The sequence below is a fragment of the Pseudoalteromonas sp. SR43-2 genome, from assembly GCF_014163885.1.
In the GTDB taxonomy this organism is placed as follows: Bacteria; Pseudomonadota; Gammaproteobacteria; order Enterobacterales; family Alteromonadaceae; genus Pseudoalteromonas; species Pseudoalteromonas distincta.
Window position 1 is genome coordinate 1 of record NZ_JACJED010000020.1, and the last position, 13723, is coordinate 13723.

At 40.1% G+C, this 13723-nt stretch carries 14 protein-coding genes and 1 rRNA gene; 8 read left to right on the forward strand and 7 right to left on the reverse strand.

Annotated features, from left to right (window positions below; all coding sequences use genetic code 11):
• The first annotated feature begins 2 nt into the window (after positions 1 to 2).
• Together rrf and H5120_RS15605 are read left to right on the forward strand one after the other, a co-directional pair.
• A 5S ribosomal RNA gene (gene rrf / locus H5120_RS15600) occupies positions 3 to 117 on the forward strand.
• 751 nt (positions 118 to 868) lie between these two features.
• Positions 869 to 1462: a hypothetical protein gene (locus H5120_RS15605; RefSeq protein WP_182675455.1), complete on the forward strand. Its 594-nt coding sequence runs from the start codon at positions 869 to 871 to the stop codon at positions 1460 to 1462.
• Between the two features lie 2 nt (positions 1463 to 1464).
• Here the strand turns inward: H5120_RS15605 and H5120_RS15610 are convergent, their stop codons facing one another.
• The gene (locus H5120_RS15610) at positions 1465 to 1845 is read right to left on the reverse strand and encodes a hypothetical protein (protein ID WP_002959647.1); all 381 of its coding nucleotides are present in this window, start codon (positions 1843 to 1845) and stop codon (positions 1465 to 1467) included.
• Positions 1846 to 1943: 98 nt separating this feature from the next.
• On the opposite strand from H5120_RS15610, the gene H5120_RS15615 reads away from it, so the two are divergent.
• Entirely contained in the window at positions 1944 to 2384 is a 441-nt protein-coding gene (locus H5120_RS15615; protein ID WP_002959645.1) for a TerB family tellurite resistance protein, read from the forward strand.
• 21 nt (positions 2385 to 2405) lie between these two features.
• Here H5120_RS15615 and H5120_RS15620 read toward each other — a convergent pair whose 3' ends face one another.
• Entirely contained in the window at positions 2406 to 2972 is a 567-nt protein-coding gene (locus tag H5120_RS15620; protein WP_008138682.1) for an NADPH-dependent FMN reductase, read from the reverse strand.
• Between the two features lie 119 nt (positions 2973 to 3091).
• Between H5120_RS15620 and H5120_RS15625 the strand changes: the two genes are divergently transcribed.
• A complete protein-coding gene (locus tag H5120_RS15625; protein WP_024594709.1) occupies positions 3092 to 3991 on the forward strand; it encodes a LysR family transcriptional regulator in 900 nt (299 codons plus the stop codon).
• A gap of 21 nt (positions 3992 to 4012) precedes the next feature.
• Here the strand turns inward: H5120_RS15625 and norR are convergent, their stop codons facing one another.
• A complete protein-coding gene (norR, locus tag H5120_RS15630; protein ID WP_024594710.1) occupies positions 4013 to 5569 on the reverse strand; it encodes a nitric oxide reductase transcriptional regulator NorR in 1557 nt (518 codons plus the stop codon).
• A gap of 279 nt (positions 5570 to 5848) precedes the next feature.
• On the opposite strand from norR, the gene H5120_RS15635 reads away from it, so the two are divergent.
• Both H5120_RS15635 and hmpA read left to right on the forward strand, forming a co-directional pair.
• Positions 5849 to 7081: an NnrS family protein gene (locus H5120_RS15635; RefSeq protein ID WP_182675456.1), complete on the forward strand. Its 1233-nt coding sequence runs from the start codon at positions 5849 to 5851 to the stop codon at positions 7079 to 7081.
• Between the two features lie 21 nt (positions 7082 to 7102).
• A complete protein-coding gene (hmpA, locus tag H5120_RS15640) occupies positions 7103 to 8284 on the forward strand; it encodes an NO-inducible flavohemoprotein (protein ID WP_024594712.1) in 1182 nt (393 codons plus the stop codon).
• A 69-nt stretch (positions 8285 to 8353) separates the two neighbouring features.
• On the opposite strand, the gene H5120_RS15645 is transcribed toward hmpA, so the two are convergent.
• From H5120_RS15645 to H5120_RS15655, 3 genes are all read right to left on the reverse strand, one after another.
• Positions 8354 to 8743, reverse strand: coding sequence for a hypothetical protein (locus tag H5120_RS15645; RefSeq protein ID WP_182675457.1), 390 nt, complete (start codon positions 8741 to 8743; stop codon positions 8354 to 8356).
• Complete coding sequence (locus H5120_RS15650; RefSeq protein ID WP_182675458.1) at positions 8743 to 10350, reverse strand: S41 family peptidase; 1608 nt, start codon at positions 10348 to 10350, stop codon at positions 8743 to 8745. The genes H5120_RS15645 and H5120_RS15650 overlap by 1 nt, the downstream gene beginning before the upstream one ends.
• Before the next feature lie 100 nt (positions 10351 to 10450).
• The gene (locus tag H5120_RS15655) at positions 10451 to 11104 is read right to left on the reverse strand and encodes an endonuclease (protein WP_029753119.1); all 654 of its coding nucleotides are present in this window, start codon (positions 11102 to 11104) and stop codon (positions 10451 to 10453) included.
• A 231-nt stretch (positions 11105 to 11335) separates the two neighbouring features.
• Between H5120_RS15655 and H5120_RS15660 the strand changes: the two genes are divergently transcribed.
• Positions 11336 to 12304, forward strand: a complete 969-nt coding sequence (locus tag H5120_RS15660; protein ID WP_182675459.1) for a DnaJ C-terminal domain-containing protein — start codon at positions 11336 to 11338, stop codon at positions 12302 to 12304.
• Entirely contained in the window at positions 12304 to 12624 is a 321-nt protein-coding gene (locus H5120_RS15665) for a chaperone modulator CbpM (protein WP_182672557.1), read from the forward strand. Before H5120_RS15660 ends, H5120_RS15665 begins: the two co-directional genes overlap by 1 nt.
• A 62-nt stretch (positions 12625 to 12686) precedes the next feature.
• On the opposite strand, the gene H5120_RS15670 is transcribed toward H5120_RS15665, so the two are convergent.
• On the reverse strand, positions 12687 to 13412 hold the full coding sequence (locus tag H5120_RS15670) for a hypothetical protein (RefSeq protein WP_182672558.1): 726 nt from the start codon (positions 13410 to 13412) through the stop codon (positions 12687 to 12689).
• Positions 13413 to 13723 lie beyond the last annotated feature (311 nt).

The window sequence follows — 13723 nt, forward strand, 5'->3', positions numbered from 1 at the left end:
TGCTTGGTGACAATAGCGTTTTGGACCCACCTGACTCCATGCCGAACTCAGTAGTGAAACGAAACAGCGCCGATGATAGTGTAGCATTTGCTATGTGAAAGTAGGACATTACCAGGCTTCAAATTAAAGAAACCCGTTACAGCAATGTGACGGGTTTTTTGCTGTCTGGGATTTAGTAAATAGCCAAGAGCCCATGCCGAACTAAGTAGTGAAACCAAACAGCTCGAAGGCGAGCCCCGGCCAACGATAGTGTAGCATTTGCTATGTGACTTTCTACCGCTGTGGGCACTACGACATCACAAGGCTTCAAATTGTAGAGAGCCCGACTAGAAATAGTCGGGTTTTTTACGTCTGAAGAAAAGTAAAATGTGCGCAATTAACACACACTCATATCAACATCATCACGCAGGGCGGGCAAGCATAGCGACTCCCGACGCAGAAATCACAACAAAACCCCCTCAATATCTCAGTCGGCCAATAAAGTAGCATTTGTTATGTGACTTTCTACCGCTGTGGGCACTACGACATCACCAGACCTCAAATTTTAGAGAGCCCGACTAAAAATAGTTGGGCTTTTTCACGTCTGCAGAAAAGTAAAATGTGCGCAGTTAACACACACTCATACCAACACCCATCATGTAGGTCGGGTGAGCTTAGCGACTCCCGACGTTAAAATCACATCTAGGAGTGTGTAATTAATATTTATAAAAGTAGGATTGTTAATGAGTGCAGAGATATTTAGTCGTTAATCATTACATAAAATTTTATCTAGTTGTCCTGTTCTCATTTTTATATAGATACTTCTAATAAAGTACTTAAGAAAACTGTACTATTACAGGTGTTTTAAAATAACTATAACGAGAAATATATGAAATTATTAACTGCAGTAACTTTATTACTTGCTTCATCGACAGTCTTTGCACGCCCTGCACCGTTAGTGTCTATTCCTACTCATGATGCCTTTTTTAATAGTATTGCAGCGCATTGCGGTAAAGCTTTTGAAGGTGAAGTAGCGGTAGATAACGCGAAAGGCCCAAGCTCATTTACAGATAAAAAACTGGTTATGCATGTACGTAAATGTAGTGAGACTGAGTTACAAGTACCGTTTCATGTAGGAGGCGATGCATCACGTACATGGATCATAACTAAAACGGGTAGCGGCTTGAGTTTAAAGCACGATCATCGTCATAAAAATGGAACAGACGACGCATCAACTATGTATGGTGGCCATACGCTTGATGCAGGGTTTGCGCAAATGCAGTCGTTTCCAGCAGACCAATACTCTAAAGAGTTATTTGTAAAACAAGGTCTTGCGCAGTCTGTAGGTAATACATGGCAAATGTATATTTACCCAGAAGTATTTACTTATCGATTAATTCGCCAAGGACGTGAATTTAAGGTGGATTTTAATTTAACTAAACCAATTACTCCACCATCAGCACCTTGGGGTTATAAAGACTAAGGTTACTTACCCTTACTTGTATTTTCTTTAGTTTCGCATTGGAGTAAAACACTTAAATCTGGTTGGTAAGCGCGTGGTTTTGTTGGAAAGCGTTCGTACTCTTGCACGCCTTCAAGTACTTTCAACATAAAGGTATTACCTCGGCATAGACGGTCAGCATGACGTAACAAAAATACACTTTGATTGGTAAAGTGTTTGTAATCGTCTGACTGGATTTCTATTTTATAGTTGTCTTCGCCAATTTGTGTTTGGTAGTAATGTACTTTGTTATCAAAGTCGTAGAGCTTCTCGGTTTCGGCTTTTTCAGCAAGTGCAGTATTTGCACTTGAAAGGGCCACCAGCGTAGCGCCTATAAATAAGCGTGGTGTGTTTATTCCTTTCATAAAATGTATCCTTTAATTTGCGAACTTTATACCCATTAATAAGAGTAATAAGGTCGATTTCTTTACGTATTAGTCTAACACCCAAAAGGGAAAGTGTGATGTTCAAACAAATAAAACAACTTTTTGCTGTATTCGATGAACAGCAGCCAAGTATGCAAGAGCACGATTTAAAAACAGCGGTTGCTGCATTATTAATTGAAGTTATGCGCGCAGATACCAAGCTTGAACATGATGAACAACGAACCCTGACTGTAACCTTAAAAAAGTACTTTAATTTAACAGACACTGAGGTTAATGAGCTTACTAATAATGCGGCAAGTAGCTTAGATGATTCGATAGATTACTTTCAGTTTTCAAAGCAGATTAATGAGCATTGTAGCGCGGCGCAGCGAATAGAAATAATAGAGTTATTATGGCGCTTAGCGTATGCCGATGGAGAAATAGATCCCCAAGAAGACTACGTTATACGTAAGGTAGCAGGGCTTTTATATGTAACGCATACCGACTTTATCGCCGCCAAAATAGCAGCGACAAAGTAATTAGTTATTTAGGCGTGCAAGTTATCTTAACTTACTTGCAACGCTTACTAACTGATGAGCGAGGGCTGATACTTTTTCAGCCGTTACAGGTTCATTTATTTGCCCATTTTCATTAAACAATGTGTGCACAGCGGGTACTGCAAGTTGATCGGCAAGTACTAACGATCCAATGCCGCTTAATATATCACGCACATGATTTAAACCGCGTAAGCCGCCAAGCCCACCAGGCGATGCTGCAAACAAAGCAACCACTTTATTACGAAAAGCAGGAACAGCACCTTGCTCTGTACGCGATGCCCAATCAATCGCATTTTTTAGTGCTGCGGTAATAGAGCCGTTGTACTCTGGGCTTGCTAGTAAAATACCGTCGGCTGTACGTAGCTTATCTTTTAAAAGCTGTACATCGCTTGGTGTACCTTGCGCTTCAATATCTTCGTTAAATAGTGGGATGTTTAATTCGTTTAGTTTTATTACTTCTACTTCAGCACCTGTTTGTAGAGCAAAACGTGCTGCCTCATTAATAATTTTTTGATTAAAGCTTTCTTGGCGAAGGCTTCCAGCTAGGGCGATAATTTTTGGTGCTGACATGGTAGTGGCCTTTTAATGTTTTAAGTTACATGACTAATGTAGCAAAATTTCACTTGTAGAAAACCCTAATAAACGCAACACTTGTGTGCGTATATGCACACAAGTAAAAGGTAAGCAGCATGGCGATAAAATTTGAAGATTGGCAAGATGTTAAAGTTGCGTTCGAAGTAGCACGGTTAGGCACGCTAACAGCAGCGGCCGAGGAGCTTAATGTGCACCACAGCACAGTGCTTAGGCGAATTAATAATCTTGAAGAAAACTTAAATGCACGGCTTTTTCATCGCCATGCTCGTGGCTACAAGGTTACTGAAATTGGCACTAAGTTATTTGCAACAGCACAAACAATCCATAGCTCCTTAGAGCAGTTACATAACGATATAGTAGCGGCCGATAGTACCCTTAGAGGTAGTTTGTTGCTAACGACGGTAAGTGGCTTCATGGATGTCCTTGGTGATGTATGTGAGCAATTTCAGGCGCTACATCCACAAGTGCAGCTTGAGGTTATTTTAGAACAAAAAAGGCTAAGGCTCGATCACGGACAAGCACATATTGCAGTGCGTGCAGGCCCAAGACCTGATGAAGGCGATTATATTGCTCAGCATTTGGCGCAGCTTTCATCGGGTTTATACGCTAATAAACGTTACATTAATAAATACGGTATGCCTAAATTATTAATTGATTTACAACAACATAACTTTGTATCGGGCGTGGCAGGTTTTAATGCCCGCGTGCCTTATTTTGCATGGGCTGATGAACATATTCCTGCATCGCAAATAAAGCTGCGAGTATCTGAAACTGCAGAAGCGACTCGTGCAATCATTAAAGGGCTAGGCATTGGCGGATTACAACATGACGTAGCGGCGCAATATCCTGATTTAGTGCCTATATTGCACAGTGAGTTAAGCTGGCCTACCGATGTATGGTTAGTCACGCATCACTTAGTGCATCGTACTGCTAAAGTACAAGCTTTTGCAGGGTTGTTAAAAACACACTTTAGTAAGTTAGCTGCTAATCAATAGTTTTAGCTGTATTTTAAATGATTATAGTATTTTTTTTACTTCTATTCCTAGGCGTTTAGCCAAGCGTACTAAGTTTGCTCTATCTAATTCAAGTACTCTTGCTGCTGCCGACCAGTTGTAGTTATGCTGTTTTAATTGCTCGGTAATTATGTTGTATTGCAACGATTCTACAGCTTGTTTTAAAGGTTGGTTGATTAAGGCGTTCGCTGTACTTCGGCTCTCTGCTATAGGGGGTTGCAGCGCACTCGGTGTTAAATCACAGTGCTCGCTTGTAATGGTTATTATTGGATTTTGCCATTGGCTTTGTTTTGCTTTTAGGGCGCTGCGGCTAATGACATGTTCAAGCTCGCGAACGTTACCTGGCCAGTTGTACTGATTAAGCAATGCTTGCGCTTCGGGGCTTAGTTTTAATTGTTTTATCCCTAATTTACGGGCTGTTTGCTCAATAAAATAACCAGCTAAGAGTGTTATGTCGTGCTCGCGTTTACTAAGTGGTGGCACAGTAATAGGGTAGACACTGAGGCGATGGTATAAATCGGCTCTAAAGCGACCTTGAGCTACTTCTTCTTTTAAATTTCTGTTGGTTGCAGCAACGACGCGTACATCTACGTACTTTGGCGTGTCTTCTCCTACCGTTTGTATTTCGCCACTTTGTAGCACTCGTAATAGTTTACTTTGCATGGCCAGGGGCAGTTCGCCAATTTCATCTAAAAATAACGTGCCGCCATCAGCTAATTGAAATTTACCTTGGCGCGAATTTTGTGCGCCTGTAAAAGCCCCTTTCGCATGACCAAAAAATTCACTTTCAGCAAGGCTTTCGGGAAGTGAGGCGCAATTTAAGTGAATAAGCGGTTGATCTTTTCGAGCTGAATTTAAGTGAATATTACGCGCAACAAGCTCTTTCCCTACCCCTGTTTCACCTAATATAAGCACGCTAAAGTTAGATGCTGCAACGAGTTTAATGTCGTTTTTAAGTGTTTGCATTAGCGGACTTTGGCCAATAATTTCACCGCCGTCCCGTGTTAATGCTTCACGATTTAGTTCTTGTACTAATGCACTTGAGTGCTGTGCATGCTGTTTGTAATGGGCAAGTTCTAAGGCCGTTTTAAAGTGCGCGCTACACAGCGTTTGTAAGGTATTGAGTGTATCAGCGCTTATGCTGTTAAATGCATTGGCGTTAAGGCTATCAAACGTAAGTACGCCAAGTAGCGCGTTTTTATCATAAAGAGGTAAACCTAAACATGCATGTACCGGTATGTCGCCGGTTTTAGCTAATAGCAATCCGTCGTATGGATCGGGTAGTGGGCAGTCGTGCGCAAATTGAAGCGCGAGTGTGCTTTTGCAAATAGCTTCTAGGCGAGGGTGTTCTACTATTTTAAATCGTCTGCCTAAACTGTCGGGCATTAATCCTTTAATTGCCAGGGGTTTTAATTGTTCGCCCTGAAGCACTAATAACGCACTTGCATCACTAGGAATAACCCGCTCAACCGTTGCTAGTAATTGATCAAAGCTATGCTCGTGTAGTGTACTTTGAGCAAGCTCTAGAGCAACTTGTGTAAGGTTGAATTGCTGGTTCACGTCAAAATGACCTATTTGTGTTTTTATGAGTTAATTTATAGTAGGTCATAAAGACTCACACTGTAAAGTGATTTAATTTAACTTGTTGAATTTAATTAATTAAACTTATTGGCACAGTATGTGTAATAGCTAAGTAACGTAGTTAGTTACAGAGATCGCCATGAACACACTAATGCTGAATAATTTAAATAATCAAACACAGTTTAGTTCACTGCATGAGGCACTAGCGTGTGCTGAATACTTTTTTGCTCAGTATGGTGTAGGGCAGGAAATAAAATAATGCGCCCTATAAACTTAACAGAGCCAATGCCAGCACGCGTTGCTATTCATCAAGTATCTCAATGGCCGTTATGGATGCTAGCTTTTAGGCCTTTCTTTTTAGGCGGTGGCTTATTGGCATTTTTGTCAGTGGGGTATTGGCTACTTATTTTAACAGGCCATACAAGTTGGCACTTATCGATACCTGCGACATTATGGCACGCGCACGAAATGCTGTTTGGCTTTGCAGGAGTTGTAGCTGTTGGCTTTTTACTTACCGCAGCACAAACGTGGACAGGCGTGCCGAGCATAAGTGGCAAAGCCCTTATGTGGCTTACGTTTATATGGCTTGCAGCGCGCTTAGCATTTTTTGTAGCACTGCCAGATATTACTCATTTTAATTTATATGCTGCACTTACATTACAAGTTATTTGGTGGCTAGGCGCCATAACCGCGTTGGCTAATATGTTATTAAAAGCCAATAGCAAAAGTAACTATCCGTTTTTAGCTATTTTAGCTGTGCTTTGTGGGCTCAATGTATTGTATTTAATACTTGTTTTACAACAAAACATGCAGCTTGCACTTGGTGTGGTTGATACCGCAGTACTGGTAATTACTTTACTAGTTGGCATTGTTGCGGGCCGCGTTTTACCATTTTTTACCGCTAAAGGTCTAGGTTTAGCCGCACAAGTTCGCACTCCTAAAATAGATAAAGCGGTGATGTATTTATCTATTGTGGCTATCACTTTATTTTTCATCAACAAGTTGTTTTTGAACACGATTAATCCTGCGTTAGTTGTTGCAACTGTTGCTGCGCTTCACCTGCTTAGGGCTGGTTGTTGGTGGGATAGCAAGGTATTGAGAGTGCCGTTGTTATGGTCTTTACATTTTTCCTACTTAGCGTTAGGCGTAGGGTTAATGATGGTTGCATTTAGCTTTTATAGCAGTGCAATGCAATTTAAAGATGCGCTGCACTTAATCACTATTGGCACAATAGGTATGATGATTTTAGCAATGATGACGCGTGTATCGCATGGTCATACAGGGCGTACACTCGCTATTCCTCATTACATGGCTGTTGCTTTTGCACTTGTGTTAGTAGCCGCTATTACTCGCTCATTACTCCCTTTTGTTATTAGGCCTCACCTTGCTTGGCAAATAAGTGCTTTGCTGTGGTTAGTGGCTTTTTCATTATTTTTAATTCACTGCACACCTATATTAACGCGGCGTCGTGTTGATGGGCGCCGTGGTTAGTTTACCTATAGGAAAACACATATGTTATCTGATAAAACCATTGAGATCGTAAAAAGTACTGTTCCGTTATTAGCGCAGGCGGGTACGGTTGTTACCAATCATTTTTATAAGCGTTTATTTAGTCATAATCCTGAGCTTAAAAATATTTTTAATATGGCGAACCAAGATACAGGTCGTCAGCAATTTGCACTTTTTAATGCATTGGCTGCGTATGCACAAAATATTGATAATTTAGCTGTATTAAAAGAAGCGCTAACACGTATTAATCATAAGCATACAAGCTTGAATATTTTACCTGAGCATTACCCTATTGTAGGTGCACACTTAATTGGTACGCTTAAAGAGCTTCTTCCTGAGCAATTTACTCCCGATGTTGAATACGCTTGGCGCGAAGCTTACGGCGTACTTGCTGATATCTGTATAACCGAAGAAGCTGCTTTGTATGAGCACAGTAAAAATAAACACGGTGGTTGGGCGGGAACTCGCCAATTTAAAATAACCAACAAACAGGCTGAATCAGAACTAGTAACAAGCTTTACACTTACGCCAGTTGATGGCGAAGCTGTTATTACACATAAACCAGGACAGTATTTAGGTATTAAAGTTAAGCCAGAGGGCGCTGAATATGAAGAAATTCGCCAGTATTCTATTTCGCAAAAAAGTAACGCTAAAAACTACCGTATTAGTGTTAAAAAAGAGCTACAGCCAAAGCCTGGTATGGTGTCTAATTATTTACACTCATTAGAGCAAGGCACTATTGTTGAGTTATACCCGCCGGCAGGAGACTTCTTTTTACGCAATAACACAAACCCAGCGGTACTCATTTCAGCAGGTGTTGGGCAAACACCAATGCTGGCTATGCTTGAAACGTTATTAAGTGACAACTCTAATCAAGAGATTATGTATTTACATGCCTGCGAAAATAATCAGCAGCACTCGTTTTCAAAATATTTATATGATCTAACAGCACAGAATAACCGCTTGAAAACAATAACGTGGTTTAACCAAGCGGCAGGGGGCGCTGACTTTACTGGGTTAATGAACTTAAGCGTAATAGAAACACAGCTACCATTAAGTAATGGCGACTTTTATTTATGTGGTCCTGTCGGTTTTATGGCATTTATAAAAAACCAGTTACTTGAACTAGGTGTTAAAGACGAGCAGATTCATTATGAAGTGTTTGGCCCGCATGAAGACTTGTAATAACGCTTTAAAATAGAAAAAGGCGTGCAGCGATATGCTGCACGCCTTTTTTATAAACTTTAAAGTGCCTTATAATTCTTTACAGGTCACACCTTTAAGTACTGTAGTAAGCTCTTTTTTAGGATAGTAAAGCTCGCATTGGTTATTACGTAGTTGCAAAATAAACTTCTCAGATTTTATATTATGCGCGCCCATAATTACTCTGCCATCAGACCCTTTACTCATTGCATGATCAATTAGCAGTTCGCTACGTTTAGTAAATACGGAATCGGAAAGTGTTACTAATGCGCCTCCCTTAGCTTGTTGAATTGCCTGTTGTAGTGTTGCAATAACGCTGGGATTAACGCTCGTTAATATAGCGGGTTTAGCGGGTTTAGCGGGTTTAGCGGGCTCACTATTTACACTTTGGCATCCTCCCAAAGCGAATAAGGTAGCTAATGGGAGTAATAATTTAGCCATTACCTTTCCTCACTCAGTGTTGGCCAAGTTAAGTCCATATTACGCTGGGTAAATTGCTCAGGCATATTTAAAGGAATGAGAGATTCACGAGAGCTTGAAAAAGTAGCTGGCTCTGCTTTTGCAGCAGCCGTTCTAATTGGGCAACTGCCATTTTCAACATGAAACAATGCGGTGGCTAAAACGGCCTCGTCACTGTCGCCTAACTGATGATCAAAGTCGTCCTCAATTTCACAACCTTGAACATCAGCATCAAATTGTGGCGTAGGGGTTGGTGTAAAACCCGCAGCGTATTCGCCAAATCCTTTGCTATTTACCCCACTAAATTGAATAGTGTAATAGGTTGTTGCGCAGTTATGAGTTGGGGTAAAGCCATAGGGCTTACCGCAGGTTGTATCGCCAATTAAAATAACTTCTGCGTCTATACCTTTTAAACCATTAATAAAAGCTTCTGATGCCGAACAGGTGCCTGATGTGCTTAATACATAAACCTTCGATAAGTTTAAATCAGGTAGGTTTTCACCTGTGCTAAAAAAAGTAGAGTAATCTATTTCTTCATCAATAAATGGAAAAGGCGAATCAACGGGTTGTTTATCGTTTTGTTGAGTTTGATAATAAAAGCGGTTGTTAACGTTGGCATTACCGGCAACCATATAAGCCAATTGTGCCGACAGTGCTAATAAACCACCACCGTTATATCTAAAGTCGATTACAAGCTCATCAATACCATCGGTTTTAAACTTATTTACTGCATCAATAAGCCCTTCTTGGGCAATGCTTATATGACTATTAAATTGCATGTAACCCACGCTTGAACCATTTGCGGTTGTAATCGTTTTAACATTTTGAACCGGTGTTTGTTCAATATTGCCAGCGGTTACATTAAATGTTTTTTCGGCGCCATCGTTACTGCGTACAACAATAGTATGTGAGTCGCCGTTAGTAGGACTAAATAAGCCTTCGTTAAGCGTATCTACACCCGACTGTGTATTGGTATTAATGCTAACACCGTCAACTGAAAGTACAGTATCACCACGTTGAAAGCCTATTTGGCTTGCAGGTGAATCATCTTCAAGATAAGCGACGCGTAAAATACGGTCGGCTGTATCGCCAATAAACGCCCAATTTATACCGTAACCAGAAGTAACGCCCGATTGCGCTTCTTGAAAGTAATCTTCAGTAGGTTCTGAAAAATGAAAGTTATCTTTTTTTGCCCCTGAGTCGGTAAGCTGCTCTGTTTTTAATTGGGCAAAATAATCGGCTACTGTGGCAAAGCTTTCAGGATCGTTATCGGCAATCTCATCATACCAAAGGTAGGTTTCGTCGCTCCAAGAGCGAAGCCAGAGTTTTTCGTAAAGGGCAGAACCGGCTTGATCTGGGTAAGGCTCGTTGGTATTAAAGGGATCGTTACCCGTACGCGGGGTTTCGCAAAAGTTTTTTAAATCGTTAGAGGGTTCAAATACACCCGCAGTCCATGTTGGACTGCTACTAACAGGTGTTGTAACTACAGGGGCTGAGTCGATGCCGCTACCACCGCCGCCACAACCGGTCAAAGCAAAGCCCGCAAATGCAGTGAAAATGGCAAGCGAGGTTTTATTATTTTTAAACATAGGTAAGGGCTTTTTTGTAAATAAGTTGTTTAAAATATTACAACACTCGCTCGTTTATTCAACATTTATAACTTTGATTTATGTAAATGAGTGTTAAAGCTTAGAGCTTACTCGCACTACTTGTATCTGCGAATGCTTGCTTTTGCCATGCATTAAATAACTTTTGCTGTTTATCAGAGATTTTTAAACCGTATGTTTTTTGCATGTAAGCGTAGGTGTCAGCTATACGTTTTCGTGCATAAACAGGCGGTTCAACTACACGTTGCTTAAAGTTTACTTTTACTTCGCAACGACCATATTGTGTGGCGTTTTCGCTAAGCATACCAAAACGATAATTAGAGCGATCGGCATTAATTTCGCCAATAGCTGGCGCTAAGTTATTTATATCAGCTTCCATTTTTCTAAATTTAGCACTTACTTTACGGCAGTTTTTACGCCCGCCATCTTGCCAGCATTGTAGCTGGTGACCAAATTCCCACGCCGGAACAATGTGCTCCCACTCAATGCGTAGTGCTCGCACATTTACTTTGCCTGAGCGGGTAAGGGTATTTCGAGGAATGTAACCACAGTTAGACGGATCAGGAACGAGTTTTTTGCCTTCTTTTTTAATGTCGCAACCGCAGTAAATGCTTTTGGCGTTGTCAGGTAGGGTTTTAATTAAATGTCTTTTAGCCGTTGAAAAACGGGTAAATTGTTCGGCTGATACCGAAGCGCACACACAACAAGCCAATAAGGCCAGAATAAATCGAGTCATATCCATCACAAATGTGAACTACAGGAATAGGCAGTTTAAAGCCTTGAAGATAAAAGATAAAGTTAACTTAAGGCCTACGCTTATATTACTAAAAAGTGCCTGATTAATTTTTTACTCAAAGTTATTTTCACTATTCATTTATTTCTCACTATTTATCGTATTTTAACCACACAAGGTTACCCGGTAAGGAGTATGCTTAAAGCTTACTCAATATGAGGATTTGGATTGCAAATGAAATTTGTTGATTATTATGCAGTGCTTGGAATATCGCCTGATGCAGATGATAAAGCGGTTAAAGTAGCTTATAAAAAGTTAGCCAGAAAATATCACCCAGATGTAAGCAAAGAGCCTCAAGCAGAAGATAAGTTTAAAGAAATAGCAGAAGCTTACGAAGTCATTCATAACAAAGAAGAACGTGTAAAATACGACGAGTTACGTCGTCACCAACAAAATCGTGCTCGTCAACAGCAAGGCCATTATGGTGGTAACAATGCCTCTTCGCAAAGTAATTACCAGCAAAGCGATCCTCAAACCGACCAAGAGTTTTCTGACTTTATTAATTCAATGTTTGGCGGGGCTGGTGGATTCGATCGTTCCGGGCAAAGCAGAAGTAACGCCGCTCGCGCGCAAAAAGGACAAGATGTGGAAATAGAGTTCCTAATTTTTCTTGAAGAGACTTTAGTTGATACCGTGAAGCCTGTTGAGTTTATGTTACCGCAGCGAGACAGCAGTGGCCGTGTTACTGAAATTAAAAAATCACTTAAAGTGAAAATTCCTGCAGGCTCAGTAAATGGCGAGCGAATTCGACTAAAAGGGCAAGGCGGATTAGGGTCAGCGAATGGGCAAGATGGCGACTTGTATTTACAAATTAGTTTAGTGCCTCACCCATTATTTGATGTTGAGGGTCATAACCTAAATATAGTTGTCCCTCTTGCACCATGGGAAGCGGCTCTTGGTACAAAGCTAAATTTACCTACGTTGACAGGTAATATCCAATTAACTATTCCTTCTAATAGTCAGTCTGGTCAACGCTTACGTATTAAAGGTAAGGGGTTAATGAGTAAAAAAGCTAAAGGTGACTTATTTGCCGTGCTTAAAATTGTTAATCCAACATCTGTTGATGATACCAGTAAAAAACTTTGGGAAGAATTAGCCGAAAAAGCTCACTTTGATCCCCGTAATAACTGGAGCAAGCCATAATGCAAATTATCGTGACACAAAAAGACGATTTACTTACTAGCAAAGAGCTATGTTTGAGCAGTGGTATTAGCGAAGCAATTTTATATGAGCTAGTTGAGCATAATATTGCGGTTCCAATTGAGGGGGATCATGTTACGCAGTGGCAATTTACGGTATCTGCAGTGACCTTAGTTAAAAAAGCGGCCCGTATCCAACATGACTTTTCGTTAGATTGGTCGGCAATAGCTTTAGTTTTACAATTGCTGGGTGAGCGTGATGAGTTGATTTTCGAAAACGAAATGTTAAAGCGACATTTGAGTCGATTTAAGCACTTGGAATAAAATAAGCCCTAGGCTTATTTACTCTTTGATAAGTGGGCGCTAGCTCTCAAAAACCAATATGACTACTTTGATTTATTCTTATTTTTAATTCGGATAAATCGTTTTAGTCGTATATTTTGTATAAGTAGTAATATTCCACTTAAACAAAAAAGTACACTGGTTGCTGAAAAGCTAATAAGCAGTGGATTATTAAAATTCTCTCGCTCATCGTAATCCATAATATGTAACATCCAAAAAAAGTCGAATATTCGCCATAGCGTGCTGCGAACGGTGACAACTTTGCCGTTATTTTCTGACAAGTACAGTGTTGTGTTAAATGTGTCGTCAAATTGGACCTGCCATACATTGGTTTTATATCCGACTTCCCGCGTACCTTGCTTTAGTAGTACAGCGCTTGTTACTTGAGCGTCAATAAGTAAGTGTGCTTTAGCATTTGCGGTAATTTGTATTTTAGTTGGCGGCTCAAATGGTCGGCCTGTTATGCCATTGAAGCTTTGCTGCTCGTTATTACTAAAGACAGTAATAAGTGGTGTAGTTAAGAAGTTCTCAAAAATTATTTGTGTTGGATTAACCACCTGAGAGGCAATATCGTCAAGGGAGGCAACATAATCAGCCTGCGTAAATGGGTTATTAAGAGTACGTGTTGCAAGATGCTCCCCATGAACTTTATCAAGAGGGATTGCACTCATAATTAAACCACCTAGTAACCATGCTAAAATTTGTAATGCTAATAAATAACCTAACCATTTATGTAACTTGCGAGCATGTTTAAATATTTTTTTATTCATGTTTTAGTCTTATTATTTTTAGAGGCTAGTTTATTACATTAATGGGATAAGTTACTGCGACATTTTGTCGCAGTTTAAACTATAGCTTACTGTAATCATTTAAAAATAAAAAAGATTACACTTAAATTCCTAACATGACTTATCTGTTTAATTGAGCTAGATGTTTGATATCCAGCTAGCTTTAAATGCTAAAAAATACTTAAAAGCTGCGAAATATCCATATAAAGTGGTTAATAGAGCATAGTTGATTTGGTATAACGGTAAAACTGCGTTAAAGTTTGCAATGAAATTATTAGAGGATAAATACGAAA